Origin of the sequence: Nonomuraea aurantiaca (assembly GCF_020215705.1) — a bacterium.
Classification (GTDB): Bacteria; Actinomycetota; Actinomycetes; order Streptosporangiales; family Streptosporangiaceae; genus Nonomuraea; species Nonomuraea aurantiaca.
This window is the reverse complement of sequence record NZ_JAIWNB010000013.1, coordinates 114,648-139,301: the sequence shown is the minus strand read 5'-3', so window position 1 is coordinate 139,301 and position 24,654 is coordinate 114,648. Positions and strand designations below refer to the sequence as shown.

21 protein-coding genes and 2 pseudogenes are annotated in these 24,654 nt (G+C 70.5%); 10 read left to right on the top strand and 13 right to left on the bottom strand.

Translation table 11 applies throughout. The features are described 5' to 3' along the window. Nucleotides 1-54: 54 nt before the first annotated feature. Nucleotides 55-2,157, top strand: a pseudogene (locus LDL49_RS29115) (CaiB/BaiF CoA transferase family protein); the annotation flags it as partial. A gap of 18 nt (nt 2,158-2,175) precedes the next feature. Here the strand turns inward: LDL49_RS29115 and LDL49_RS59310 are convergent. The 3 genes and pseudogenes from LDL49_RS59310 to LDL49_RS29100 all read right to left on the bottom strand — a co-directional run. Further along, nucleotides 2,176-2,685: pseudogene (locus LDL49_RS59310) on the bottom strand (SDR family NAD(P)-dependent oxidoreductase); the annotation flags it as partial. 20 nt (nt 2,686-2,705) lie between these two features. After that, nucleotides 2,706-3,287 (bottom strand): hypothetical protein, encoded by a 582-nt coding sequence (locus tag LDL49_RS29105; RefSeq protein ID WP_225295431.1) that lies wholly within the window; start codon nt 3,285-3,287, stop codon nt 2,706-2,708. A gap of 142 nt (nt 3,288-3,429) precedes the next feature. Then, a complete protein-coding gene (locus tag LDL49_RS29100; protein ID WP_225295430.1) occupies nt 3,430-3,816 on the bottom strand; it encodes a nuclear transport factor 2 family protein in 387 nt (128 codons plus the stop codon). A gap of 165 nt (nt 3,817-3,981) precedes the next feature. Between LDL49_RS29100 and LDL49_RS29095 the strand changes: the two genes are divergently transcribed. Further along, nucleotides 3,982-4,431 carry a GNAT family N-acetyltransferase gene (locus LDL49_RS29095; RefSeq protein WP_225295427.1) on the top strand — a complete coding sequence of 150 codons (450 nt, stop codon included), beginning with the start codon at nt 3,982-3,984 and terminating at the stop codon, nt 4,429-4,431. A 35-nt stretch (nt 4,432-4,466) separates the two neighbouring features. On the opposite strand, the gene LDL49_RS58525 is transcribed toward LDL49_RS29095, so the two are convergent. From LDL49_RS58525 to LDL49_RS29060, 7 genes are all read right to left on the bottom strand, one after another. After that, entirely contained in the window at nt 4,467-5,471 is a 1,005-nt protein-coding gene (locus LDL49_RS58525) for an FAD-dependent monooxygenase (protein ID WP_308016202.1), read from the bottom strand. Further along, nucleotides 5,416-5,694 carry an FAD-dependent monooxygenase gene (locus LDL49_RS29085; protein WP_225295425.1) on the bottom strand — a complete coding sequence of 93 codons (279 nt, stop codon included), beginning with the start codon at nt 5,692-5,694 and terminating at the stop codon, nt 5,416-5,418. The genes LDL49_RS58525 and LDL49_RS29085 overlap by 56 nt, the downstream gene beginning before the upstream one ends. 12 nt (nt 5,695-5,706) lie before the next feature. Beyond that, nucleotides 5,707-6,597, bottom strand: coding sequence for an RNA polymerase sigma factor SigJ (gene sigJ, locus LDL49_RS29080; protein ID WP_225295423.1), 891 nt, complete (start codon nt 6,595-6,597; stop codon nt 5,707-5,709). After that, entirely contained in the window at nt 6,594-7,784 is a 1,191-nt protein-coding gene (locus tag LDL49_RS29075; protein WP_225295421.1) for an NAD(P)/FAD-dependent oxidoreductase, read from the bottom strand. The genes sigJ and LDL49_RS29075 overlap by 4 nt, the downstream gene beginning before the upstream one ends. 59 nt (nt 7,785-7,843) lie before the next feature. Further along, on the bottom strand, nt 7,844-8,572 hold the full coding sequence (locus LDL49_RS29070) for a hypothetical protein (protein WP_225295419.1): 729 nt from the start codon (nt 8,570-8,572) through the stop codon (nt 7,844-7,846). 169 nt (nt 8,573-8,741) lie between these two features. Continuing rightward, on the bottom strand, nt 8,742-11,345 hold the full coding sequence (locus LDL49_RS29065; protein WP_225295416.1) for an AAA family ATPase: 2,604 nt from the start codon (nt 11,343-11,345) through the stop codon (nt 8,742-8,744). Nucleotides 11,346-11,498: 153 nt separating this feature from the next. Further along, nucleotides 11,499-11,651 carry a hypothetical protein gene (locus tag LDL49_RS29060; protein ID WP_225295643.1) on the bottom strand — a complete coding sequence of 51 codons (153 nt, stop codon included), beginning with the start codon at nt 11,649-11,651 and terminating at the stop codon, nt 11,499-11,501. On the opposite strand from LDL49_RS29060, the gene LDL49_RS29055 reads away from it, so the two are divergent. After that, entirely contained in the window at nt 11,650-12,225 is a 576-nt protein-coding gene (locus tag LDL49_RS29055) for a winged helix-turn-helix transcriptional regulator (protein ID WP_263655637.1), read from the top strand. The genes LDL49_RS29060 and LDL49_RS29055 overlap by 2 nt on opposite strands. A 66-nt stretch (nt 12,226-12,291) precedes the next feature. Here LDL49_RS29055 and LDL49_RS29050 read toward each other — a convergent pair whose 3' ends face one another. From LDL49_RS29050 to LDL49_RS58520, 3 genes are all read right to left on the bottom strand, one after another. Continuing rightward, nucleotides 12,292-12,729 carry a hypothetical protein gene (locus LDL49_RS29050; protein ID WP_225295413.1) on the bottom strand — a complete coding sequence of 146 codons (438 nt, stop codon included), beginning with the start codon at nt 12,727-12,729 and terminating at the stop codon, nt 12,292-12,294. Nucleotides 12,730-12,833: 104 nt separating this feature from the next. Further along, on the bottom strand, nt 12,834-14,237 hold the full coding sequence (locus LDL49_RS29045; protein WP_225295412.1) for a glycoside hydrolase family 28 protein: 1,404 nt from the start codon (nt 14,235-14,237) through the stop codon (nt 12,834-12,836). A 140-nt stretch (nt 14,238-14,377) separates the two neighbouring features. Next, nucleotides 14,378-15,337: a LysR family transcriptional regulator gene (locus LDL49_RS58520; protein WP_308016201.1), complete on the bottom strand. Its 960-nt coding sequence runs from the start codon at nt 15,335-15,337 to the stop codon at nt 14,378-14,380. A gap of 216 nt (nt 15,338-15,553) precedes the next feature. Between LDL49_RS58520 and LDL49_RS29035 the strand changes: the two genes are divergently transcribed. The 7 genes from LDL49_RS29035 to LDL49_RS29005 all read left to right on the top strand — a co-directional run bounded on the left by LDL49_RS29035 (nt 15,554) and on the right by LDL49_RS29005 (nt 24,622). Further along, nucleotides 15,554-16,261 (top strand): SDR family NAD(P)-dependent oxidoreductase, encoded by a 708-nt coding sequence (locus LDL49_RS29035; protein WP_225295410.1) that lies wholly within the window; start codon nt 15,554-15,556, stop codon nt 16,259-16,261. A 194-nt stretch (nt 16,262-16,455) separates the two neighbouring features. Further along, the gene (locus LDL49_RS29030) at nt 16,456-17,751 is read left to right on the top strand and encodes a YbfB/YjiJ family MFS transporter (protein WP_372470453.1); all 1,296 of its coding nucleotides are present in this window, start codon (nt 16,456-16,458) and stop codon (nt 17,749-17,751) included. After that, nucleotides 17,748-18,113 (top strand): YybH family protein, encoded by a 366-nt coding sequence (locus LDL49_RS29025; protein ID WP_225295407.1) that lies wholly within the window; start codon nt 17,748-17,750, stop codon nt 18,111-18,113. Before LDL49_RS29030 ends, LDL49_RS29025 begins: the two co-directional genes overlap by 4 nt. 68 nt (nt 18,114-18,181) lie before the next feature. Then, nucleotides 18,182-19,417, top strand: a complete 1,236-nt coding sequence (locus tag LDL49_RS29020; protein WP_225295405.1) for a CoA transferase — start codon at nt 18,182-18,184, stop codon at nt 19,415-19,417. Continuing rightward, nucleotides 19,414-20,436, top strand: coding sequence for a LacI family DNA-binding transcriptional regulator (locus LDL49_RS29015; protein WP_225295403.1), 1,023 nt, complete (start codon nt 19,414-19,416; stop codon nt 20,434-20,436). The genes LDL49_RS29020 and LDL49_RS29015 overlap by 4 nt, the downstream gene beginning before the upstream one ends. A 92-nt stretch (nt 20,437-20,528) precedes the next feature. Continuing rightward, nucleotides 20,529-22,919, top strand: a complete 2,391-nt coding sequence (locus tag LDL49_RS29010; protein WP_225295401.1) for a glycoside hydrolase family 2 protein — start codon at nt 20,529-20,531, stop codon at nt 22,917-22,919. Beyond that, a complete protein-coding gene (locus tag LDL49_RS29005; protein ID WP_225295399.1) occupies nt 22,916-24,622 on the top strand; it encodes an ABC transporter substrate-binding protein in 1,707 nt (568 codons plus the stop codon). The genes LDL49_RS29010 and LDL49_RS29005 overlap by 4 nt, the downstream gene beginning before the upstream one ends. Nucleotides 24,623-24,654: the final 32 nt, after the last annotated feature.

Here is a 24,654-nt window from a genome sequence, read left to right as displayed (position 1 = left end):
GACAGGCCATGTCCGGCGTACTCCCGCATCCTTCACACCGTGGGGTGATTCACCATGCCCGCAGCCAGGGGTCTTCCCCTCGCCGGTCTTCGGGTCATCGATCTGGCCGACGGCAAGGCCGAGATGTGCGGCCGCTTCCTCGCCGACCTCGGCGCCGACGTCATCCGCGTCGAGCCGCCCGGCGGCGCGCCGACCCGCCACCGCGAACCGGTCCACGACGGCGTCAGCCTCTACTTCGCCACGCACAACGCCAACAAGCGCGGCGTCACCCTGGACCTGCGCGACCCCGCCGGCCGTGACCGGCTGCTCGACCTGGCCGCCGGGGCGGACTTCCTCATCGAGACCGAACGCCCCGGCACCCTCGACGGCCTCGGTCTCGGCGCGGATACCCTGCTCGCGCGCAACCCGGCGCTGGTCGTCGTCTCGATCACCGACTTCGGGCAGACCGGCCCGTACCGGGACTGGATCGGCACCGACTGGACGCACATGGCGCTCGGCGGGGTGCTGTCGCGCTCCGGCATCCCCGGCCGCGAGCCGGTCATGCCGCCCGGCCCGCTGGCCTACGAATCGGCGGCCGTCCAGGCCGCGTGGGCGGGCCTGCTGGCGTACCTGAACCGGCTCGACACCGGCCGCGGCGACCACGTCGACTGCTCGGTGTACGAGATGACCGCCCAGGTCCTTGACCCGGGCTTCGGCATGGGCGGCTCGGCCACCGGCGGGGTGCCGGCCACCCGCCTGCCGCGCGGCCGTCCGCAGGCGGGCGACCTCTACCCGATCTTCCCGTGCGCCGATGGATACGTCCGGATCTGCGTGCTGGCCAAGCGCCAGTGGCGCGGGATGTTCGGCTGGCTGGGGGAGCCGGCGGAGTTCGCCGACCCCAAGTACGACAGCATGGGCGCCCGCTTCGGAGCCGCTGAGCGGCTGCGCGTCCTCATGGGAGACCTGTTCAGGGACCGGACCAGGGACGAGCTCGTGGCCCAGGGCCAGGAGCGCGGCGTGCCGATCGCGGCGCTGCTCGACCCCGGCGAGGTGCTCGACAGCCCGCACTTCCGCGCGCGGGGCAGCCTGCTCGACACCGAGGTCGCCCCGGGGCTGACCGGCCGCGTGCCGTCCGGATACGTGGAGGTGAACGGGGTGCGGGCCGGGTTCCGGCACCGGGCCCCCGAGCCGGGGGAGCACGACGACGAGGTCTTCGCCGAGGGGAGGCCCGGCAGGCCGGTCACCCCCGACACGGCCTCTGGTACGGCGGTCACCTCCGACGCAACCTCCGAATCGGCCGAGGTCGCGCCGCGGCGGCCCCTCGACGGGCTGCGGGTGCTGGACCTGGGTGTCATCGTGGTCGGCGCGGAGCTGGGCCGGTTGCTCGCCGATCAGGGCGCCGAGGTCATCAAGATCGAGAGCCGGGCCTACCCGGACGGCAGCCGCCAGTCGCTCGGTGACGAGGTCATCAGCGTCGGCTTCGCGTGGGGCCACCGCAACAAGCTCAGCGCCGGGATCAACCTCCGCTCACCCGAGGGCCTGGAGCTGTTCAAGCGGCTCGCCGCCGACTCCGACGTCATCCTGTCCAACTTCAAGCCGGGCACGCTGGAGTCGCTGGGTCTCGGCCACGACGTCATCAGCGAGCTGAACCCCGGGATCATCATGGCCGACAGCAGCGCCCTGGGCCCGACCGGGCCGTGGAGCAGGCGCATGGGCTACGGCCCGCTGGTGCGCGCCTCCGCCGGGCTGACCGGGCTCTGGCGGGACACCGAGGTCGAGGCCGGGTTCTGCGACGGCATCACCATCTATCCCGACCACATCGCCGCGCGGGTCGGCGCCGTCGCCGTGCTCGCCGCGCTCATCGAGCGGCGGCGTACCGGGAAGGGCGGCACGGTCAGCGTCGCCCAGGCGGAGACGATCCTCACCCAGCTGTCCACCGGCTTCCTGCGCGAATCACTCGAACCCGGCTCGTTCACCGCCCACGGCAACAGCGGCGAGTGGGACGCGCCCCAAGGGGTCTACCCGTGCGCCGGCGACGACGAGTGGTGCGTGGTGAGCGTCGACGGCGACGAGCAGTGGCGGGCCCTGTGCGAGGTGATCGGCCGCACCGACCTGAGCGCCGATGCGCGGCTGGCCACCGCCGCGGGCCGCCGCGCGCACCGCGACCTCCTGGACGCGGCCGTGGGCGGCCAGATCCTGGGTGAAGATCTGCACACCGGCCTTCGCCGCCGCGTACGCGACGATCGTCCGTTCGCTCGGCTTGCGCCCGGCCGCCGAGGACAGGGTGATGATGTTGCCGGTCCGGCGCTCCTTCATGCCGGGCAGGAAACACTTGACGGTCAGGAAGGCGCCGGTCAGGTTCCGGTCGATGTCGGCCCGCCAGCTCTCCTCCGTGATGTCCTCGATGGGCAGGGGGCGGCTTTCCGTGCTGCCGGCGTTGACGACCAGCACGTCGAGGCGGCCGTACCGGTCGAGGATCTGCTCGCGGATCCGGTCGAGGTCGGCGGCGACGGTGACGTCTCCGGTCACGCTGATGGCCTCGCCGCCGAGGTCGTCGATGCGCGCCTGGACCGCGGCGAGCGCGGCCTCGTCCCGGCCGTGCAGCACGACCCGGGCGCCGGCCTGCGCGAACGTGGTCGCGATGGCCGCGCCGATCCCTCGGGAGCTGCCGGTGACCAGGGCGACCCGGTCCTTGAGAAGGCTCATCGGCTGTCGTTCCTCCGGGGTCAGGCCGTCGCCGTCAGAACGATGATCGTCACGGCCAGGGCGGTGTCGAGCACGAGACAGAACTCGGCGAGCGACCGGGTCACCACCCTGTTCGCCCGGTAGTGGTAGACGTCCCATGCGGCGTGGCCGAGCAGGCCCAGCGCCACCAGGTAGCTGCCGGCCGTCGGGTTGACGAACAGCGCGACCGTGGCCGCGGCGCCGAAGCCGAGCATGGCGACCATCTGTAACGGCAGCCCCCCGGGCTCCGGGCGTGCCCCGCGCCCGGGGCCATAACCGCGCAGGAGACCGTAGCCGCCCAGCAGGACGCCCAGGCCCAGCACCGCCCAGGTGGCTTCGAAGTCGTCATCGATGAGGCCCGCGGCCAGGATGACGGCGAAGGTCAGGAAGAACACGGGCCAGGTCGAGGCGGGTTTCCCGAACGCGGCCGCGCCCAGGTACACCACCGCTGAGGCGGCCAGTATCTTCGCCAGTTCGAGGCCCGTGGCCAGGCCCAGGATCATGAGTGCGGCGGTCCCGACCCCGAGCAGAACCGGCCAGTGCCGCAGCACCCGGCCGAGTGAAGGGGTCGTCTGTGTCGTCATCGTCGTTACCGCCTCGGGGGATGCGCAGTTGCGTTCATCCTCTATCCCGGCGAACCATCGGGGCCAGGACAGCAACCGGACATTTACCGGACATTGGGCGGTATGTCCGGGGACGGGGGCATGTCCGGGGGTCGGGGGCGGGCTACGCGTCGTCGGCCATCGGGCTGAACTGGATGCCCGCCAGCCGCCACGAGCCCTCCTGCCTGACCCACGTCTGGGACACCCGCACCCGCAGCGCCACCGCCCGGCCGTGAGAGGTCGCCTGGTTGCTCTGCACGTTGCGCACGATCGCGGCGTCGCCGTACATCCGGATGTCGATCTGGCTGGTGTCCAGGGCGTGGTATTGGAACTGGGCGTGGCGCCCGATCCATTGCTCCTTGTCGAGCACGTACCCTTTGGGCCCGATCGACTGGAAGTCGTCGGCCAGTAACTCGCGCAGGCGTCCGGCGTCGGCGGCCAGCTCTGCCGCGTCGAACTGCCGCTGAAGGTCGAGAACCGTCTCTTTCTCTGTGCTCTCCGTGCTCTCCATGGGAGCAGAGCATAGGCGGGCGGACCGGAATGGTCACCGGACAAATTACCCTCCCGTATTGTCCGGTTAATGCCCTGGACTGCCTTCCTGGCGATGGCCGACAATTGTCCAACCACGGCATCCCCGGCGGCTAGGGTGCGCAGTGTGCCGGTAAAGTGCCACATCATGGTTGATTGGGGTTTTCGCCCGGCTTTGGCGGCGGACATCGAGGCGATGGTCGAGCTACGCGCCGTGGTGATGCGGGCGGATCTGGAGCGGCTCGGCCGCTACGACGAGCAGCGCGTGCGGCAGCGGCTGAGGGACGCCTACGACCCGGCGCACACCTGGGTGATCGAGGTCGGCGGCGAGTTCGCCGGCTGCGTGGCGCTACGGGAGGCCGAGGACGCCCGCTGGCTGGAGCACTTCTACCTGGCCCCGCACCTACAGGGTTCCGGCATCGGTTCGGGCGTCCTGCGCGAGCTGCTCGATCGGTGCGACCGTGACGGTGTCCCTGTCCGGTTGAACGTGCTGCAGGGAAGCCCGGCCCGGCGGCTGTATGAGCGGCACGGGTTCACCCTGGAGTCCGAGGATCCGGTGGACGTGTTCATGCTCCGCGGAGTGTCGTCAGATCGGTGATGCCGAGCTTGCCGAGCCGCAGATGATCGAATCGTTCATGCCGGAGTGCCGAACCAGTGGCCGGCGGCTCGCTCGAACGCTTCACGGTCGGGGGTGCGATCGCCTGCCCAGGCGACTATGCCGTCGGGCCGGATGAGGACGGCGCCGAATCCGAGGTCGTTTCTCGCCGGACCGGCCGCGTACCGTATCCGGCTCTCCCAGCCCGTCGCCGAATCGCGCAGGCGTCGGTCGGTGCTGAAGTCGAGCGCGACGCCTCGTCCGTCCCGCATCAGGTCGCCGAGGCGGGTGCCGTTCTCAAGGTGGAGGTCCGGGGCGTTGCGGCCGACCAGTGGCTGCTCGCTGCCCAGGTCGTAGCGGAGCGACGATCCCGAGACCTTCTCGAACACGTAGGTCGTCCCGTCACGGGTTCCGAGCAGATCGCGGATCACCGCCTGGATCGCCTGGGCGTGCGGGTCCGGCCGCATGACCGCCGCCTGGGCGCGCGTCCAGTCGAGCACCCAGGCGCCGATCGGATGGCGCTCGCCGGTGTAGGTGTCGAGCAGTCCGTCCGGTACGTCCCCGTGTACGGTCGCCGCGAGCTTCCACCCCAGGTTCATGGCGTCGCCGATGCCGAGGTTGAGGCCCTGCCCGTCAAAGGGAGGATGGATGTGCGCGGCGTCGCCGGCGAGCAGGACGCGCCCCTGGCGGTACGTCGTCGCCTGCATCGCCCGATCGGTGAAGCTCGAGGCGAGATGGACGTCGCTCAGCGCCACGTCGGTGCCGGACACCCGGCGCAGAACCGCCTGGAGATGCTCGACGCCGCGCCTGACCTCCACGCCGAGCTTGGCCGCCCGCTCGGACAGCACCGCCTCGACCGCTTCGAGGCTTGTCAACATGGACTCCGGTGCCGGGCTGGGCAGCCGGAACGGCAGGGCGGCGACGTCGACCTTGGCCGGATCGAGCATCATGCCGGCGAAGTGGCCCACGCTGCGAGGAGACGACGGCTCATCGGCGCCGGGATCGTCGGGGACGCCCGACGCCGCCAGCAGCGGGTGCAGCATCCCGCGGCGGTAGAACGCCTCCACCGACGCGGCGGACAGGCCCCGCGTCCCAAAGCGGGTACGCCTTCCACGGGGAGCGGGGCTCCGGCTCCCGTTCGAGCACCAGGACAGAGCAGCCCCCGAGGCCGAGCTCGCAGGCAAGGAACAGACCAACCGGGCCGGCGCCCACGATGACTACATCATGCACGAAAGCCTCCTTCCGAAGCCTGTTGCTGACGGACATGTGAACGTGCTCCTATCGGCTGATCTGGCGCGGAACCGCCACCGCGAGAAGTTTGTCGGGGTTGCGAATGGCGTAGAAGTTGGTGATCTTCTCGTCGGCGATCTCGATCAGGAAGACGCCTTCCAGGCGCTCCCCGCTGAGTACCAGCGCGGGCGTGTTGTTGCAGTTGACCATCTCGACCCGCAGGTCCTCCAGCCGCTCCTGGCGGAACAGACTCATGAGCACCGCGGCCACCTTCTCCGCACCCACCACCGGCCGGCGCGACGCGGTGGCCTTGCCGCCGCTGTCGGCGGTCCAGGTGACGTCCGGCGCGAGCAGCCAGAGCAGCCCCTCCAGGTCACCGGTGGTCGCCGCGGTCATGAACTGCTCGGTGATCCGCGCGGTCGTCGCGGCGTCGACGGGTTCGAAGCGCTTCCGCCGCGCCTGTACGTGCTCGCGGGCGCGGTGCGCCACCTGGCGCACCGCGCCCGCGGACTTGCCCACCGCGGTGGCGATGGCCTGGTAGTCGAAGCCGAACACCTCGCGCAGCACGAACACCGCGCGCTCATCGGGGGTGAGGGTTTCGAGCAGCACGAGCATCGCCATCGACACCGACTCGGCGAGCACCACGTCGGTCGAGGCGTCGTTCGCGTCGAGCAGCAGCGGCTCGGGCAGCCACGGGCCGATGTAGTCCTCGCGGCGGCGCGCGCCCGCCCGCAAGGCGTTGAGCGCCTGACGGGTCACCAGTTGTGCCAGGTACGACTTGGTGTCCCGGACCGTCGTGAGGTCCACGTTGGCCCACCGCAGATAGCTGTCCTGCAGCACGTCGTCGGATTCGGTCGCCGAGCCGAGTATCTCGTAGACGATCGTGAACAGCAGCGGCCGCAACAGGGTGAACCGCTCGGCGTGCTCGTCGGTGCTCACGGGGACGTGACCACCCGCGCGGCGGCGGCCGGCTGCTCGGGACGCGGGCCGCCCTTGGGCCAGCCCATGGAACCCGGCTTGCGGGCCTCGCCGCGGATCCGCTTCGACACCACGAACTTGCAGGTCACTTCCTTGATCACCGCGCCCATGCGGCCGCCGATGTAGACGTTCACCGCGGTGTCGTCCTTGCGGGCGAGCTGTCGGATGCCGGCGTGCCGGCCGAGGCTGACGCACGCCCCCGTGAAGGCCAGATCGAGCACCGCCGGTTCGGTCCCCGCGATGCGGCTCAGCACGGTGTCGGCGGCCTGTGCCCCGAGCGGCCCGGCGGCGTAGCCGCTCATCCGCAGCGGCCGGCCCGACGGTGCGGCGGCGTCGCCGGCCGCGACAATGCGGTGGTCGTCGACGCTGGTCAGCGTCTCGTCAGTGAGCAGCCGGCCGAGCGCGTCGGTGCGCAGCCCACTCGCCGCCGCCAGCTCCGGCACGCCGAAACCGGCCGTCCAGATGGTCAGCGCGCTCGTACGCACCGCACCGCCGGCGACGACGACCGCGTCCGGCCGCACCTCGCTCACCACGGCGGCCTCGAGCACCGCGACACCGTGCCGGGACAGCCAGTTGGCGATGTAGCGGCGACCAGACGCGCTGAATGTCGGTGCCAGGGTCCGCCCACAAACTAGCGTGACCCTGCGCCCTTGCTCGGCCAGCTCGGCGGCCGTCTCGATGCCGGTCAATCCGCCGCCGACCACGGTGATCTGAGCATCGGGGGGCAACTCCTCCAGCCGGGCGCGCAGCCGCTGCGCGTACTCGAACTCAGCGATGTCGAACGCGAATTCGGCCGCGCCGGGCACCGATGACGGTACGGCCCTGGAGCTGCCGACCGCGTAGATGACGTAGTCGTAATCCAGCGTACGACCCGACGCCAGCCGCACGGCGCGGGCGGCGGTGTCGATGCGCGTGACGCTGTCGACCACCAGCTGGATGCCCTCGCCGAGCAGCGTGCCGTAGTCGATCGTGGCGTCGCCCGTACGGGCCACGAACTGGTGCAGCCGGATGCGTTCGACGAACTCCGGGCGCGGATTGACCAGCGTGATGTCGACGTCGTCGCGCATCCGCAGCCGGTTGGCCGCGAGCGTTCCGGCGTAACCGCCACCGATGACCACGATCTTGTGGGGTGTGTTGTGTTCGATCATGCCCTCAGGACACCGCGGACCGCTGAGACGTGACATCAAGCGACGTGACGCGCGTCACTCTAGGCCCGTGGCCACCTGGGTTGGTAGCAGCAGCGCATGCCCGTCTGTACGGTGGTGCGTAATTCGTCGCCGATGATCGGATCGGCCTCCGCGATGCGGGTCAACGTCCGCCTGATGGCCTTGCCCACCGCGACCCTGGCGCGTTCGGCGCTGCCGGCGAAGTGGCGAGTCCGCTCGCCGAGGCCGGTGGCCGCGGCCAGCTCGTCGAGCAGCCAGTCGCGCTCGGCGCGTACCGCGGCGACCCGTTCTGAGTCGTTCATCGACTCGAGCTCGTCGATCTCCGCCTGCAGGTGCGACAGCCGCTGCATGTAGCGGCGTCTGGCCAGGTCGTCGAGCACCGGCTGGGCGCTTTCGCCGTCCCGGCCCGTCGACCGGTCGGGGAGCGCGGAGCCGGCGGCCAGTTCGAGGGCGGAGATCTCCTGGTACGGGTTGGCCAGCAGGAGCGCCAGATGGTTCATCCCCACGCTGTGGTCGACGTACGCGGTCCGGCCGGCCAGCTCGATCCGCCATTGCCGTCCCCAGCGGTGACAGGACGCGGCAGCTCGGCCGGTACCTTCGACCGGCAGGTGATCATGTCGTGCCAGTAGCGCGCCCAGTTCCAGCAGGCAGCGCTCGGCGCGCGAGTCCGTGGGCGGGAACAGGTCGATGATGTGCCGCAGCAGCTCCATGAGCAGGTCGGCGCGACCGTCGCCGGTGATCGGCCGCATGTCCATGACAATCGGCTGCATGTCTATGACAGACGGGCTGGTACGCCGCGCCATGCCGCCCCCTTTTGACCGTGGTCGGTCCCCGACCGTGCCGTAGTGAGTCCCCGTGCTGTGGTGAGTGCCTCGACCGTACGGGGGCGGGGCGGCGCTGCGGATCGGTGGCCGATCCCTATATTGCGGCGGGCGATGCCTAACTTTCCGCCCCAGGTTCCCTCTCCGCCAGGCCGAGCCGGATGGCCTGGTCGGCGGCGGCGTTGCGGCTCGGGGCGCCCAGTTTGGCGAGGATGGACGAGACGTGATGACCGACGGTCTTGACGGAGATGAAGAGCTTCGCGGCGATCTCGGCGTTGGTGCATCGGGCGCAGAGCAGGGCGAGCACTTCGTGTTCGCGTCGGGTCAGCCCGAACGGATGCCCTCGGGTCGCCGCTCGCGGCCCGGCCGGGAGCGAGCGGGCGCCGAGTTCGCGTAGTTTGCGCCTGACGATGCGGGTGGCGGTGAAGGCGCCGAGGCCGGTGAGGATCTCCAGGGCTTGGCGGAGGTCCGGCTCCCGTGGGGCGTGTGCCAGGGCCAGCGCGGCGTCGTACGGGCTGCGCAGCTCGGTCCAGGCGTGCGCGGCCTTGGCCGCCTCGCCGTCGAGTTCCAGCCGGTACGGCTCGGCGTGCGCGCCATGCGCCGGGCGGCGCGAGCCGGTCCGCCGCAGCCAGACGGCGACCGCGCCGAGATCCCAGGCGTCGCACCCGTCGGAGGCGGCCGCGGCCAGTTCGGCCTCGCGGCGGGCATGGTCCGCCTTCCCCTCCAGCCAGTACGCCTCGGCGCGGGTGAGCCGGACCGGCACGATCTGCTGCGGCTCGCAGGTACGGTCGGCGATCTCGGCCGCCTCGTCGAGACACTCCCAGACGCCGGGCTCGCCGCGGCGGGCGTGGATCGCGCCGAGCTTGCGTACGATGCACAACCGGCTGCACGGGGAGAGCGGCGTGGTGGCGAGGATCTCGGCGCAGAGCGTCACCGCCTCGTCCCAGCGTCCCGTCCGCTCCAGCATGGTGGCCTGCTCGCTGCGCAGGTGCATCGCGTACGTGGTGAGATCCCGCTCATCGCAATAGGCCAGGCCCTCGACCAGCAACGGCTCGGCTTCGGCGAACTGCCGCTCGCTCACGTACGTGGCGCAGAAGTTCGCGAACGCCCGGCCCGCCTGGTCTTGGTGGTGCCCGGCCAGGCCGAGGTCCAGGGCCCGGCGCATTCCCCCCACCCAGTCCTCGCCCTTGGCCGCGGCCGACGCCGCCATGGTGTTGAGCACGTCGCTGAGCACATCGGTGGCGCCCAGGCGCTCGGCGATCGTCTGTGCCCGCCGTGCCAGGCTGATGGCCGCGTCGTGCTGGGCCTGCAGCATGCGCCGGTTGGCGAAGGTGGCGTACGCCCAGGCCAGCTCGACGCTCGGCCCGAGCGGTTCCAGAACCGACACGGCGGCTTCGGCGGCGGCGACCGCCTGATCCGCGCGGAGGAGGTTCCACAGGGTGCGGGACAGCCGCCGTAGCGCGTCACCCTCCCGCAGCCGATCTCCCGCCTCGCGCCACTGCGCCAGCGCGTGCTCGCAGGCATTGGCCGCGTCCTGCCACTGGTCGAGCAGCGCCGCCTCGTCGGCCAGCCCCTCGTACAGCCCGGCGATCGTCGAGGCGTCCGCCCCGTCCGCGAACCGCAGCGCCCGCCGGAACTGCGCCGCGGCCTCCCGGTGCGAGGCCAGCCACGCCGCACGGCGGGCGGCGGCCGGGGCATGACGCAGGACCGCCTCGGCATCGCCTGCCGCCTCGGCGTGGAAGGCCATCCGGGCTTCGTCGTCGCAGCCCAGGCCGGCCAGCGCGGTCAGGACGAGGCCGTGAATGGTCCGGCCGCGATGCGCCGAGACCGCCCCCGCCACCGCCAGCCGCGCGATCTCATGACGGAACCTCAGCCACGGGCCGTCCTCGATCACCAGCCCGCACCCGAGCAGCTCGTCCAGGGCGGACGGCGGGCAGCCGGTCACCGACTCCAGCAAGCGCGACTCGACCCTGGTCCCGGTCAGCGCCGCCACGTCCAGCACCTGGCGGGACCCGCCGTCCAGGCGCGTCGCCCGTGCCAGCACCGCGTCCCGCGCCGACGGTGGCACCTCTGTCACCCCGGCCTGTACGACCTCGGTCACGTAGAACGGGTTCCCGCCGGTCAACCGGTGCAGCGCGGCCGCCTCCCACCCGCTCCCACGGGCCAGCAGCCCCACGGCCTCGGCGGACAGGGGCGCCAGCGCGATCCGCCGCGTCGCCCGCTGCGAGGCCAGATCCCCCAGAGCGACCCGGAACAGATCATCCGCTGCCCGGCCCTCGTCCCGGTAGGTGGCGATGACCAGCACCGGAGCATTCCACAGCCGCCGGCTGAGGAAGCGCAGCATGTCCAGGGTGGCCTCGTCGGCCCAGTGGACGTCCTCGACCGCGACCACGTTCAGCGTCCCGGGCTCACTGACCTCGTGCAGCAGCCCGCGGAACAACTCCTCACGCCCGGCCCCCGCGCGGCACAGCTCCAGCAGCGCGCCACGACGCTGGTCCGCCACATCGAAGAGCGGCCCGAGCGGGCGCGGAGTGAACAGCCCGTCGCACATCCCCCACGACCAACGGGCATCCGGCAGGTCCTCCTGGAAGCGCTCCACCAGCGCCGACTTCCCGACGCCCGCCTCACCCGACACCAGAACCAGCCGCCCGGCACCCTGCCGGGCCTCGGCCGCGTACTCAGCCAGCGCCGCCAGCGACGGCTCCCGCTCCAGCAACCGCATGCCCGCAGTATCCGCCATATCCACGGAAACCGTAAGACGAAGGATCGGCCGACCGATCGAGGGCGGTGATTCTGTAGGTGAGCAGTGGGACCAGATGCCTGTCAGGGAAGGCTCCACCGCCGTCGACGTGGGCCTACTGATCCGCGCTCATCGTCAGTCGGTCCCGAACTCCATGGCGGCGGGGCCGAGCAGCTCGTCGTGGTGGGGCTCTTCGCGCCGTTCTGTGTAGCTGGAGGCATCTCGGGAGTACGGACAGTTCTGCGGCCTGGCCCGCGCGATGGAGATGGTCGACGAACGATGGAGCATGCTGATCATCCGCAACCTGTTCGCCGGACCCCAGCGCTTCACAGACCTGCGAAAAGGCTTGTCCGCCATCCCGGCCAACATCCTGTCGGCCCGCCTCAAACAGCTCGAAGGGACAGGCTTGGCCACCCGCCGCGCGCTGCCACATCCCGAACGCGCAGTCGTCTACGAACTCACCGACTACGGACGCGATCTCGAATCGGCGCTGATCGCGCTGGGCCGGTGGGGCGCACGCACGATGATCGAACCTCGCCCCGGTGAAGTAATCACCGCCGAATCGATCGCCATGTCCTTCCGCACCACCTACCGGCCGGAGGCAGCCCAGAACGTCACTGTCGGTTACGAGGTCCGCATGGGCGACTTCACGCTCCGGCTACAGATCACCGACGGGGTACTGACGGTCGGCATCGGCCCGCACCCCGCACCCGACCTCGTCATCGAACGGCTGAGCGGCCACCCCATCCGTGAACTCATGAGTGGCAGCAAGACCCCCGACGACCTACTTCACGACGACGGCGTGCGTGTGGAAGGTGATCCGGCGCTTCTCAGCCGGTTCGCCGAGATGTTCCACTTCTGATCAACCGACAGGCCGCCATGCCATTCCGCCTTGCCCCTTGCTGGAGCCGCCAGAGAGCGGCTTCGCTCAGGTATGAAGCGGTTGATGCCGTTGGCCGTCGCCGTGGTAATGGCGGGGGATGACTCCTGCTCGCAGCGGCGCTTCGGGATGGCAGCCGATCAGCGTCACCGGACGCGCGTCCGGGAGCGGACGCGCCTGGAAGACGCCGGTGGTGTCCAGGCAGGTGCCCAGCGGTTCGTCATCGAGGCCGCGCAGCCGGAACCCGGTCCCATCGGGCGGATCTTCCGAGGGCCATTCGACCTCATCAGGCCGCCGCAGCGCCTCGAGCAGCGGGCCGACCGGCTCGCAGCCGAGCAGGGCGTACGAGTCCGGCGCCGTCGGCGGCTCGGGGTCGACGAACAGCCCGTCGATGTCGGCGCACACTCCCAGGGTGACGTCGGTGGAACCGGTGTACTCGTCGATCAGCAGCCACCGCAGCGGCACGTCCTGATCCCACGTCCACACCGGCTTCATGCGACCCCCGATCACCGACGGGCTACCGTTCCCAGGCAGACCTTGCCGCGCGTGTCGATCATCGTATGCCCGTAGCTAGAAGGTGAGGCCATGACTCAGTGCTGCTCCACGCCGTTCACGAACACCTTGCGCAGGATCAGATCGTCGGTGAACGTGATCGTGTTCGCGCCGGTGATGTTGGTGAACGCGCACTTCTCCAGGCGAACTCCGGTCAGGTGGTCGGTCTCCAGGCCGACGAGGTCGAGTACGGCGTCGGCGCCGTCGATCCTGGTCCACTCCATCCGGATGTCGCGGACCGACACCGGCTCGGTGCCTCCTTCGTTGCTGTTGTAGGCCATGTTGACGAACATCACCTCGCGGTCCACGTTCTGGCCGGTGAAGCCGCGTACGTAGACGCCCTCGATGAAGGCGCCGCGCTTCTTGCTGGCCTTGAGGTAGACGGGGTACTTCACCGGGTAGTTGCCGGGGAAGTCCGGCGAGTTGATCACGCATCGCTCGGCGAAGACGTTGCGGACGCCGCCGGACATCTCGCTGCCGACCGTGATGCCGCCCCAGCGGCCGGAGAAGGCGCAGTCCTGGACGACGATGTTCTCGCTGGGCACGCCCACCCGGCGGCCGTCGGCGTCGCGTCCCGACTTGACCGCCACGCAGTCGTCGTTGGTGTTGAAGCGGCAGCCATGGATGTGCACGTACGAGGACGACTCGGGGTCGCAGCCGTCGGTGTTGTAGAGCGTGCTGACGACGGTGATGCCGCGCACGGTGACGTTCGTGGACAGGACCGGGTTCACGGTCCACATGGCCGGCTCGAGGATCGTGAGGTCGCTGACCAGGATGTTCTGACATTTCACGAACTGGACCATGGCGGGGCGCAGATAGTGCCCCGCCCCGAACACGCGCTGCTCGACCGGCACGCCGTCGTCGCCCATCTTGCGCAGCGCCCGCTGGTCGGCGCCCTGCGGGCCGCTGTTGGCGTACCAGCTCTCCCACGGACCCTGCCTGGCCTGGCCGTCGAGCGTGCCCTTGCCCGTGACCGCGATGTTCCGCTGGCCGTGGGCGTAGATGAAGGGGCTGTAGTTGTAGCATTCCGTGCCCTCCCACCGGGTGAAGACGACCGGCAGGTAGGCGTTCGGATCGGTGCTGAAGGCGATCACGCCGCCCTCGGACACGTGCAGCTCCACGTTGCTGAGCAGATGGACGGCGCCGGTGAGGAAGCGTCCCGGCGGGACCACGACCCGGCCGCCGCCCCTGCGATGGCACTCGGCGATCGCCGCCTTGAACGCGGCCGTGCAGTCGGTCGTGCCGTCGCCCATGGCGCCGAACGCGGTGACATCCCACCTTCGGTCGGGGAAGCGAGGAGGCCGGATCTTGCGCAGGATGTCCTGCACCTGGTGCCAGGGATCCGCTGATCGGGCCTCGGCCTGCGCCGACGTGGTTCCGGGGACGAGCGTTGCGGCGGCGAGAGCGCCGCCGGCCTTCAGTAGAGATCGTCTGGATGGCATGGTCACCACCGGGGGGTGCGGAGACATCGGATCTCTGGAGCGTAAGTGCGCTTCGGGCGGAATTCAATTCTTGACGAAGTTAATGGTGGTCCCCTTGGTGTCCGGTGAGGAGGGAGCGGTGGAGTTTCTGGTGGACGTGGTCACGCCGTGGTCGCCGCGTCCGAGCGACTCGGGCCGGTCGACCCTGGGACGCGGAAAGGGTCGCCGATCGGCAGCCAGGCCGTGTCGGCGTCCAGGCCGAGCCTGCCGACATCACGGGTCAGGGCTTCGGCGGCGGCTCGTACGGCGCCGCGCTGCTCGCCGTGGCGGCACACGAGGGCCCAGCTCCAGTACGGCGACGGGTCGACCACCGGTCGCCGGACGAGATCGGGCGGCAGGGGAGCGGTCTGGCCTTTCGGTGAGTTGATGACGGGGCGGCGCAGCCGGCGTACGTGGTCGAAGAACGCCGGGCCGGTGATGCCACCATCGTCGATGTGCACGGCCTGGGATCCGGTGTCGCGGGCGAACTCCTTGGCGTAGCGGTTCCAGGAGTCCCAGGTGACGGTGTCGGTGTCCAGCAGCACCAGAGTGTCCTTGGCCCGGACCACGGACGTGTCGGCGCCCATGGAGATCGCGTGGAGCCGATCCGCGCCGATCAGCCGGGCGTCGAGGTCGTAGCCGGCCAGGTCGTCGGTCTGAACCCAGCAGATGGCCAGGTCGATGCTGCCGTCGGCGACCCGGCCGGCCTGGGTGTGCGACGGCATGACCCACGCGTCGACGTGCAGTTGCGCGATGCCGGACACGCGGCCGGCCAGGTCGGGGGGCCGCCAGTTGACGTACCCGAGCCGGACCGGTTCGGGGGCGGTCAGGCGGGCCGCGGACCGGCGCAGCTCGTCAGCCTGCTCCAGCAGCGCCCGGGTCGGGACCAGCAGCGCCTCCCCGGCCTGGGTCAGCGCGACCGAGCGGCGGTCGCGGTCGAACAGCCGCACCCCCAGGTCCCGCTCCAGCGCCTTGATCTGCTGGGAGAGCGACGGGCCGGCGATGCGCAGCCGGGCCGCCGCGCGGCCGAAGTTCAGCTCCTCGGCCACCGCCACGAAATAGCGCAGCTGGCGTAGCTCCACCCGCCCATCGTAGTGCGGTAGGAGGCTGCGCCTACTAGCAGGGAGCAAGCCGGTCGTGGCGGGACGCCGACCGCTGGGTGCACGATGGAAGGCATGGCCCCCGGCCGGGTCGGGACACAACCGCCGGCCGTCCGAGCCACTCCCCCCACACGCCGGCACCGCCCAGGAGCGGTGCGGGTGCCGCAGGTCCACAATCATCTCCCGAGGGGGAAACCAATGAGTACGCCAAAGGTCGCCGTGATCACCGGTGCGTCCCAGGGCATAGGCGCGGCGCTGGTGACCGCCTACCGCAAGCTCGGCTACGCGGTCGTCGCCAACTCCCGGTCGATCGCGGACTCCGACGACCCCATGGTGCGGGCCGTCGCCGGCGACATCGCCGTCCCGGGCGTCGGGGCGCGCGTCATCGAGCAGGGGCTGGAGGCGTTCGGCCGCATCGACACGTTGGTCAACAACGCCGGCGTCTTCGTGGCCAAGCCTTTCACCGACTACACCGACGAGGACTACGACCTCGTGACGGGGATCAACCTGCGCGGGTTCTTCGAGATCTCCCAGCGGGCCATCGAGGTGATGCTCAGCCAGGGCGGCGGACACGTGGTCAACATCACCACCAGCCTGGTCGATCACGCCAACAGCAAGGTGCCGTCCGCGCTGGCGTCGCTGACCAAGGGTGGCCTCAACGCGGTCACCAGATCTCTGGCCACCGAGTACGCCACCCGGGGCATCCGGGTGAACGCGGTCGCGCCCGGCGTCATCCGCACCCCGATGCACCCGGCCGAGACCCACGAATTCCTGGCCGGCCTGCACCCCGTCGGCCGGATGGGCGAGATCGGCGACATCGTCGACGCGATCGTCTATCTCGAGCACGCTCCGTTCGTCACCGGCGAGATTCTGCACGTCGACGGCGGGCAGAGCGCCGGTCACTGAGCCGGTCACTGAGCCGGTCACTGAGCCGGTCACTGAGCCGGGGGCGAAGCGGGGCGGTCGGTGACCGCAGGCGCCGCTCGCCCCACTGCCGCCCACCCCACCTGCCACCCGCCTCATCTGCCGTACGCCGCACCCGCCGTTAAGAGGTGCCGCCGCCACACCACACCTTGACGTAAGAGCCGAGAGAAAGGCGCGTGTTGACAGCCGTACCAGAGCAGACGATCGAGGCGACCTCGCTGGAGCGGCCCTGGCGGGTCGTCGGGCAGGGCGCGGCGGCGCTGGGGGCGGGCGTGGGCATCGGCCGCTTCGCCTACACCGCGATCCTGCCCCTGATGCACGCGCAAGCCGGGTTGTCGCCGCAGCTCGGCGCGCAACTGGCCACCGCCAACTACATCGGCTACCTCCTCGGCGCGGTCGCCCCGATCATCGTCCCCGCGATGGGCGCCTCCCGGCTGACGCTGCGCCTGTCGCTGGTGGTCCTGATCGTCACACTGGCCCTGATGCCGATCACGCACGTCGGCGTTCTCTGGTGGCTGCTCCGGCTGGTCGCCGGCATCGCGAGTTCGCTGATCTTCGTCGTCGCGGTCAACGCGATGCTCACCGGGCTGCGCGGCCACGCACACCACCTCACCGGATGGGCTTTCGGCGGCATCGGCGCCGGGATCGCCCTGTCCGGCGTCGTCGTGCTGATCCTCCGTACCGCCGGTACGTGGCAGCAGGCGTGGTGGACCACGGCCGTACTGACCGCCGTGTTCACGGCCCTGGCCTGGCGGCTGCACACCGGGCCGGCGTCGTCCGACGCGGCACCGGCGTCGTCCCACCCGGCACTGGCGTCGTCCGACGCGGCGGCGCCGGTGCCGTCCCGCCGCGGTGCCGCCGTCGGGCTGCGCTGGTTCGGCGCGTTGCTGGTCAGCTACACCCTCGAAGGGACCGGGTACATCATCGCCGGCACCTTTCTGGTCGCCGCGATCGACCAGACCGCGCCCGGCTGGGTCGGCAGCTCCGCCTGGATCCTCGTCGGGCTGGCCGCCCTGCCCTCGTCGGCGCTGTGGGCATGGCTCAGCCGCACATGGTCGCGGCCGACACTCCTTCTCGTCGCGCTCGTCGTGCAGGCCGTCGGCATCGCGCTACCGGTCCTGGCCGGCGGGGTCGCGGCGGCCCTGGTCTCGGCGGTGCTGTTCGGCGCCACATTCCTCGGCATCGCCTCCCTCACCCTGGCCATCGGCGCCCACCTGCGGATCCCGCGGGCGGTCGCCATCCTCGCCACCGGCTACAGCGTCGGGCAGATCCTCGGCCCCTTGGTCGTCACCCCGCTCCTGCGCCAGGGCTACCACCAGGCGCTGCTCGTCGGCGCCGCACTCGTCGCCCTGGCCGCGGTCGCGGCCGGCCCGCTGCGCCACCGCTTCCCGCATCACCTCGGCCCCCTGCCCCGACTGGTCGACACCGCCCAGCCGACGCCCATCACGACCACTGACAGGAGAGCGCCATGACCGGTACCGAGACCGAGATCCTGCACACCGTCCTGGACCGATGGAAGAGCGCCGTCGACGCGCACGACCCCAAGCGCGTGGCGTCGTACTTCACCGACGACGTGATCTTCCAAGGGCTGCACCCGTACGGCGTCGGCCCCGAGAGCGTCGCCGAGTACTACGACTCGCAGCCGCTCGGCATGACCGCCGCGTACACCATCCTGGAGACCCGCCGGATGGCCGACGACCTCGTCCTCGGCTACCTGCACGTCGACTTCACCTTCACCGACCGGCCGGTCGTGACGGTCAACCTGTGCGTGCTGGCGCGGCGGGTCGGCGACGACTGGCTGATCGACCACTATCAGGTCTCACGGCTGCCCTGATCCCCTGAAGCGCAGAAGGGCGGCTATCGTCTCACTGCTGATGTCTTCGTGCTCAAGGGGGCGGCCCGGTGACGGACACCCGGCGCTCGCGGCCATTGCGCGGCCTGCGGATCGTCGAGATCTCCAGCTATGTGGCGACCCCGCTGAGCGGGATGACGCTGGCTCAGCTGGGCGCCGACGTGATCCGGGTCGAGCCGGTCGGCGGCGCGGTCGACCGTACGCGCTGGCCACTGGCCGAGAGCGGGACGAGCCTGTACTGGTCGGGACTGAACAAGGGCAAGCGCGCCATCGAGGTGGACGTGTCCGCTGAGGAGGGTCGCGCACTCGTCGGCGAGCTGATCGTCAGCGGCGGGCCGCGCGGCGGGATCGTGATCAGCAACTCCGAGCGCTACCCGGAGCTGTCCTTCGAGGCGCTGCGCGCGCGCCGCCCCGACGTGATCCACGTGCTGCTCACCGGCCGGCGCGACGGCGGGGCCGCGGTGGACTACACGGTGCAGGCGGCGACCGGGTTCCCCCTGCTGACCGGCCCGGAGGACGTGGCGGAGCCGGTGAACAGCCTGGTGCCCGCCTGGGACGTGGCCGCGGGGCTGTACCTGGCGGTCGGGCTGCTGGCCGCCGAGCGGCACCGCCTGCTGACGGGCGAGGGGCAGCAGGTACGGGTCGCGCTGGAGGACGTCGCCCTGGCGACCGCCGGGAACCTCGGCTACCTCGCCGAGGCGCAACTGAGCGGCACACCGAGGGAACGCGGCGGCAACTACGTCTACGGCACCTTCGGCCGCGACTTCACTACGGCCGACGGCGGGCGGCTGATGGTCGTGGCGCTGACCGCCCGGCACTGGCGCGGGCTGCTGGCCGCGACCGGCCTGACCGACGTGGTCAGCGCGCTGGCCACCGCGCTCGGCGTGGACTTCGCCGACGAGGCGGCCCGCTACCGGCATCGCAAGGTGCTCGGCGAGCTGCTCGCGGGCTGGTTCGAGGGCCGTACGCTGGCCGAGGCCGAGTCGGCGCTGCGGGCCGGCCGGGTGCTGTGGTCGAGATATCGCAGCTTCACCGAGCTCGCCGCGCTGCTGGGCGAGAACCCGCTGATGGGAGCGGTCGAGCAGCCAGGAGTGGGCGGCCACTGGGCGCCCGGCTCGCCCGTGGTGATGGACGGCGAGCAGTCGCCGCCAGAGGCCGCGCCGCAGGTGGGCCGGCACACCGACGAGGTGCTGCGGGCCGAGCTCGGGTTGTCAGCCCAGGACGTCGCGACGCTGCGCGAGCATGGTGTGATAACTGAACCGGTAAACCCAGGGGCGGCCGGATGAAGCGACCCACGATCGACGACATCGCCCGCCGGGCCGGCGTGTCGAAGGGCGCGGTGTCGTTCGCGTTGAACGGCCGTCCCGGTGTCTCCAGCGAGACCCGCCGCCGGATCCAGGCCATCGCCGCCGAGCTGGGCTGGCAGCCGAACAGCCTGGCCAGGGCCCTGTTCGACGGGCGGCCCGACGTGCTGGGCCTCGTCGTGGACCGGCCGGCGCGCACGCTCGGTCTGGAGCCGTTCTTCATGCAGCTGATCTCCGGCATCGAGTCCACGCTGTCGGCGGAGTCCGTGGGGCTGCTGCTGCAGATGACCGAGGACCACGAAACCGAGATCGCGATTTATCGGAAATGGTGGGCGCAGCACCGGGTCGCCGGGGTGTTCGTCGTCGACCTGAGGGCCGAGGACTCCAGGATCGCCGTGCTGGAGGAGCTGAAGCTGCCCGCCGTGGTCATCGGCGGACCGGAGGGGACCGGGCGGCTGCCCGCCGTCTGGAGCGACGACGCCGGCGCGATCGGCGTGGTGATGGCGCACCTGGCCGGGCTGGGGCACCGCAGGATCGCCAGGGTCGCGGGGCAGGAGGAGCTCAGGCACACCCGCGTCAGGACCGCCGCGATGCGCGAGGCGGCAGCCAGGCTGGGCGTGACGGCGGTCACCGTGTACGCCGACTACAGCGGCGAGAGCGGCGAGCGGGCCACCCTCGACCTGCTGCGCGGACCCGACAGGCCGACCGCCATCGTGTACGACAACGACGTCATGGCCGTGGCCGGCACCGCCGCCGCTCGCGAGGCGGGCTTCTCGGTGCCCGCCGAGCTGTCCGTCGTGGCCTGGGACGACTCCGCCCTGTGCCTGCTGGCCCGGCCGCACCTGACGGCGGTGAGCAGGGACATCGCCGCGTTCGGCGCCCACGCCGCCCGGTCGCTGCTCAGCCTGGTCCAGGGCCGGGAGGTGGCCGACTCGCAGCAGGCCGAGCCGTGCCTGGTGAGCAGGGGGAGCACGGCCCCCTGCCCTGAATCGGTTCAGTAACCGAGCGGAAATGTGCCCGACTAATCATTGCAACTAAACGGGTTTAGTGATGGCATGTCAGCCAATCCCCGCTGCTCGAGTCCGGAGGGTTGATGACCCCGCTCCGCCCCTTGCCTGATTCCTGGACGGTCCGCTCGGCGAGCGGCGACGTGCGGGCTCCGGCCACCGTGCCCGGCTGCGTGCACACCGACCTGCTCGCCGCCGGTCTGATCCCGGATCCCTACCTCGACGACAACGAGACCCTCCTGGCCTGGGTGGGGCGTACGGAGTGGCGTTACGAGACGGAGTTCTCGTGGGACGGCACCGAGCACGAGCGCACCGATCTGGTCTGCGAAGGGCTCGACACCGTGGCCGAGATCGAGCTCAACGGCGTGCGCGTGGGCGAGACCGCGAACATGCACCGCTCCTACCGCTTCGACGTCCGCTCCGCGCTGCGCATCGGGACCAACCGGCTGGCGGTGACCTTCCGGCCGGCGGGGGAGTACGCCGAGCGGCTGAAGGAGGAACTCGGAGACCGGCCGGGCGCCTACACCGAGCCCTACAACTTCATCAGGAAGATGGCCTGCAACTTCGGCTGGGACTGGGGTCCTGCCCTGGTCACGGCGGGCATTTGGCGGCCGATCGGGCTGCACGAGTGGAGCGGCGCCCGGTTGGCCGCCGTACGGCCGGTGGTGACCGTCGCCGACGGCGTCGCCCGGGTCGCCGTGCATGTCGAGGTCGAGCGGGCCGTACCGGCCGTACAGGAGGAACTGCAGATCACCGCCACCGTCTGCGGCAGGTCTGTCATGGGAGCGCTCTCATCGGACACGGCGGTACTCGAGGTCGAGATTCACCGGCCCGAGCTCTGGTGGCCACGCGGGTACGGCGAGCAGCCGCTGCATGAGCTGACCGTGACGCTCGGCGACGACCTCGACACGTGGCAGGGGAAGATCGGCTTCAGGACGGTCGAGCTGGACACGGCCGGCGGCGCCTTCACGATCGTGGTCAACGGCCGCCCGATCTTCACCAAGGGCGTCAACTGGATCCCCGATGACTGCTTCCCGGTCAGGATCGACCGCGCCCGCTACGCCGAGCGTCTCGCGCAGGCCTGCGAGGCCGGCGTCAACCTGATGCGCGTCTGGGGCGGCGGGCTCTACGAGAGCGACGACTTCTACGACCTGTGCGACGAGCTCGGGCTGCTGGTCTGGCAGGACTTCCCCTTCGCCTGCGCCGCCTATCCGGAGGAGGAGCCGCTGCGCTCGGAGGTCGAGGCCGAGGCCCGCGCGAACGTCACCCGCCTCATGCCGCATCCGAGCCTGGCCCTGTGGTGCGGCAACAACGAGAACATCTGGGGCTTTTTCGACTGGCACTGGCGCGAGCGGCTGGCCGGCCGCACCTGGGGCGCGGGCTACTACCTCGACCTGCTGCCCGGCATCGTGGCCGAGCTCGATCCCGGCCGGGCGTACTGGCCGGGCAGCCCGTACTCGGGGTCGATGGACGTCCATCCCAACGACCCTGACCACCACAACATCCACATCTGGGACGTCTGGAACGAACGCGACTACACGGCCTACCGCGAATACCGGCCCCGGTTCGTCTCGGAGTTCGGCTTCCAGGGGCCCGCCACCTACGCGACCATCAAGCGGGCCATCGCCGACGAGCCGCTCACGCCCGACTCGCCCGGCATGCGCGTCCACCAGAAGGCGATCGACGGGGACCTCAAGCTGGTCGCCGGGCTCAAGCCGCACTTCGCGCCGCCGGCCGGCTTCGCCGACTGGCACTACCTCACGCAGGTCAACCAGGCCAGGGCGATCCAGCTCGGCGTCGAGCACTTCAGGTCCTTGTGGCCGCACTGCGCGGGCACGGTCGTATGGCAGCTCAACGACTGCTGGCCCGTCACCTCGTGGTCCGCGATCGACGGCGACGGGCGCAAGAAACCGCTGTTCCACGCGCTGCGCCGGGCGTACGCCGACCGGCTGCTGACCGTGCAGCCGCGCGACGGCGGGCTGGCCCTGGTGGCGGTCAACGACACCGACGAGCCGTGGGTGAGCGGCGCGGTGGCCGCGCGGCTCGGCGTGGACGGCACGGAGCTGCGGGCCGAGAGCTTCGACCTCGAGGTGGCGCCGCGCGGCGCGGTGACGGTGCCCCTCGGCGTGGGCGAGCCGGTCGACCCGGCCAGAGAGCTGATCGCGGTGCGCGCGGGGGAGCGCAGGGCGCTGTGGTTCTTCCTGCCGGACAAGGACCTCGACCTGCCCGAGGGGCGGTGCACGGTGACGGTCGAGGGGCGTGACGTGATCGTCAGCGCGCACACGCTGGTGCGGGACCTGGCGATCTTCCCTGACCAGGTGCACCCCGACGCCGAGGTGGACGACCAGCTCATCACCCTCCTGCCCGGCGAAAGCCATCGCTTCACGATAAATCGGGAAATCGGGGCTGATGTGCCCATGAGGTGGGTGAACGACCGCTCCGCCCTTCTGCCTAACCCCCCTGGGAGAAGTACATGAGAAGAACCTCGGTGAAAAGAACCATGGTGCTCGTGGCAGCGGCCACGCTCGCCCTCCTCACCGCCTGCTCCGGCGGCGGGGTGCCACTGACCGCCGGCAGCACCGCCCCCTCCTCCGGTCCCGCCGCCGCCTCCGGGGGTGCCGCCAAAGACACCATCGTGAACGTCATCGCCGGCACCGGCCAGTTCAACGAGAACCTCAACCCCCTCGTCCAGGGCGCGCCCAACCTCCTGGGCACCTGGGGGATGATCTACGAGACGCTCATGTTCTTCAACCAGTCGAAGTCGGGTGACGTCCAGCCCCTGCTGGCCACCAAGTACGAGTTCGGCGACGAGGGCAAGTCGATCACCTTCACCCTCCGCGACGGCGTGAAGTGGAGCGACGGCAAGCCGTTCACCGCCGAGGACGTCGCGTTCAACTTCCTCTACCGCCGCGACAAGAAGGACCTGAACGCGGGCGGCAGCAACACCAAGGACGCCCAGGTCCTCAGCCCCACCCAGGTGAAGATCAGCTTTACCGAGAAGATGTACACCAAGCTGTGGGACGTGGCCGGCCACCAGTACATGGTGCCCAAGCACATCTGGGAGAAGATCGACAAGCCCACCAAAGAGACGAACGCCAAACCGGTCGGCACCGGGCCGTTCATGATGGGCGAGTTCACGCCGCAGAGCTACACGATGGTCAAGAACCCGAACCACTGGGACACCGGCAAGCCCAAGATCGCCGGAATGCGGTTCTGGTCGTACAACAACAACGACGCCTCCCTCCAGGCGATGGTCACCGGGCAGCTCGACTGGGGCGGCATGTTCATGGCCGACCCCGACAAGCAGTTCGTGGCCAAGGACCCCGAGCACAACGCCTACAAGAACGAGTCGCAGCTCTACGTCACCAACCTGGTGCCGAACCTGACCAAGGCCCCCATGAACGACCTGGCCGTGCGGCAGGCCATCAACCTCGGGCTCGACCGCGACAAGATCATCGAGTTGGCGTTCGCCGGGTTCGGCAAGCCGGCCAGCCCGGCGGGCATAGTGCTGCCGCTGTTCCAGGACTACCTCTCGCCCAAGTACGCCACGGCGAAGCTGGAGTTCAACCAGGACAAGGCCCGTCAGACCCTGGAGGCGGCCGGATACGCCAAGGACGGCGACGGCTACTACGCCAAGGACGGCAAGCGCCTGTCCGTGACCTGTCACCTGGTGAGCGGCTGGACCGACTACGTCTCGGCCGCCCAGGTCATCAGGCAGCAGCTCAAGGAGGTCGGCATCGAGTTCAAGTCGAAGGAGGTCTCCTTCAACGCCTTCGTCGACATGCAGCAGAAGGGCGACTTCCAGCTGATGATGTGGAACGCCTATGGCGGCCCGCACCCGTACTACATGTACGACAACATCCTCAACAGCAAGAGCATCCCCCCGGCCAACCAGAACATGGCCCGCTACAAGAACCCGGCCGTGGACGCCGCGCTGAAGGTCATCGCCGACACCCCGCCGGAGCAGACGGACGCGATCAAGCAGGCGATCTACGCCATCCAGGACGCCGTCGTGGCCGACCTGCCCTACATCCCGCTGCAGCAGTCCAGCGCCCTGGCCGAGTTCCGGACCGCCAACGTCACCGGGTGGCCCAGCGAGCAGAACCCGTACGCGCTCGGCCTGCCTTTCTCCCACCCCGACAACGGCATCGTGGCCAAGAACCTCCAGCCGGTGCAGTAGCAACGACGAGGACGCGATCGGGGCCGCGTGCC

Excerpts from the sequence above, each read along its gene's own strand:
- LDL49_RS29105 (WP_225295431.1), bottom strand. The coding sequence starts at position 3,287 with ATGACGACACAGACGACCCCTTCACTCGGCCGGGTGCTGCGGCACTGG.
- LDL49_RS29100 (WP_225295430.1), bottom strand. The coding sequence starts at position 3,816 with ATGGAGAGCACGGAGAGCACAGAGAAAGAGACGGTTCTCGACCTTCAG.
- LDL49_RS29095 (WP_225295427.1), top strand. The coding sequence starts at position 3,982 with ATGGTTGATTGGGGTTTTCGCCCGGCTTTGGCGGCGGACATCGAGGCG.
- LDL49_RS58525 (WP_308016202.1), bottom strand. The coding sequence starts at position 5,471 with ATGCTGCACCCGCTGCTGGCGGCGTCGGGCGTCCCCGACGATCCCGGC.
- LDL49_RS29085 (WP_225295425.1), bottom strand. The coding sequence starts at position 5,694 with ATGTCCGTCAGCAACAGGCTTCGGAAGGAGGCTTTCGTGCATGATGTA.
- LDL49_RS29075 (WP_225295421.1), bottom strand. The coding sequence starts at position 7,784 with ATGATCGAACACAACACACCCCACAAGATCGTGGTCATCGGTGGCGGT.
- LDL49_RS29070 (WP_225295419.1), bottom strand. The coding sequence starts at position 8,572 with ATGCAGCCGATTGTCATGGACATGCGGCCGATCACCGGCGACGGTCGC.
- LDL49_RS29065 (WP_225295416.1), bottom strand. The coding sequence starts at position 11,345 with ATGCGGTTGCTGGAGCGGGAGCCGTCGCTGGCGGCGCTGGCTGAGTAC.
- LDL49_RS29055 (WP_263655637.1), top strand. The coding sequence starts at position 11,650 with ATGCTGATCATCCGCAACCTGTTCGCCGGACCCCAGCGCTTCACAGAC.
- LDL49_RS29060 (WP_225295643.1), bottom strand. The coding sequence starts at position 11,651 with ATGCTCCATCGTTCGTCGACCATCTCCATCGCGCGGGCCAGGCCGCAG.
- LDL49_RS29045 (WP_225295412.1), bottom strand. The coding sequence starts at position 14,237 with ATGCCATCCAGACGATCTCTACTGAAGGCCGGCGGCGCTCTCGCCGCC.
- LDL49_RS29035 (WP_225295410.1), top strand. The coding sequence starts at position 15,554 with ATGAGTACGCCAAAGGTCGCCGTGATCACCGGTGCGTCCCAGGGCATA.
- LDL49_RS29025 (WP_225295407.1), top strand. The coding sequence starts at position 17,748 with ATGACCGGTACCGAGACCGAGATCCTGCACACCGTCCTGGACCGATGG.
- LDL49_RS29015 (WP_225295403.1), top strand. The coding sequence starts at position 19,414 with ATGAAGCGACCCACGATCGACGACATCGCCCGCCGGGCCGGCGTGTCG.
- LDL49_RS29010 (WP_225295401.1), top strand. The coding sequence starts at position 20,529 with ATGACCCCGCTCCGCCCCTTGCCTGATTCCTGGACGGTCCGCTCGGCG.
- LDL49_RS29005 (WP_225295399.1), top strand. The coding sequence starts at position 22,916 with ATGAGAAGAACCTCGGTGAAAAGAACCATGGTGCTCGTGGCAGCGGCC.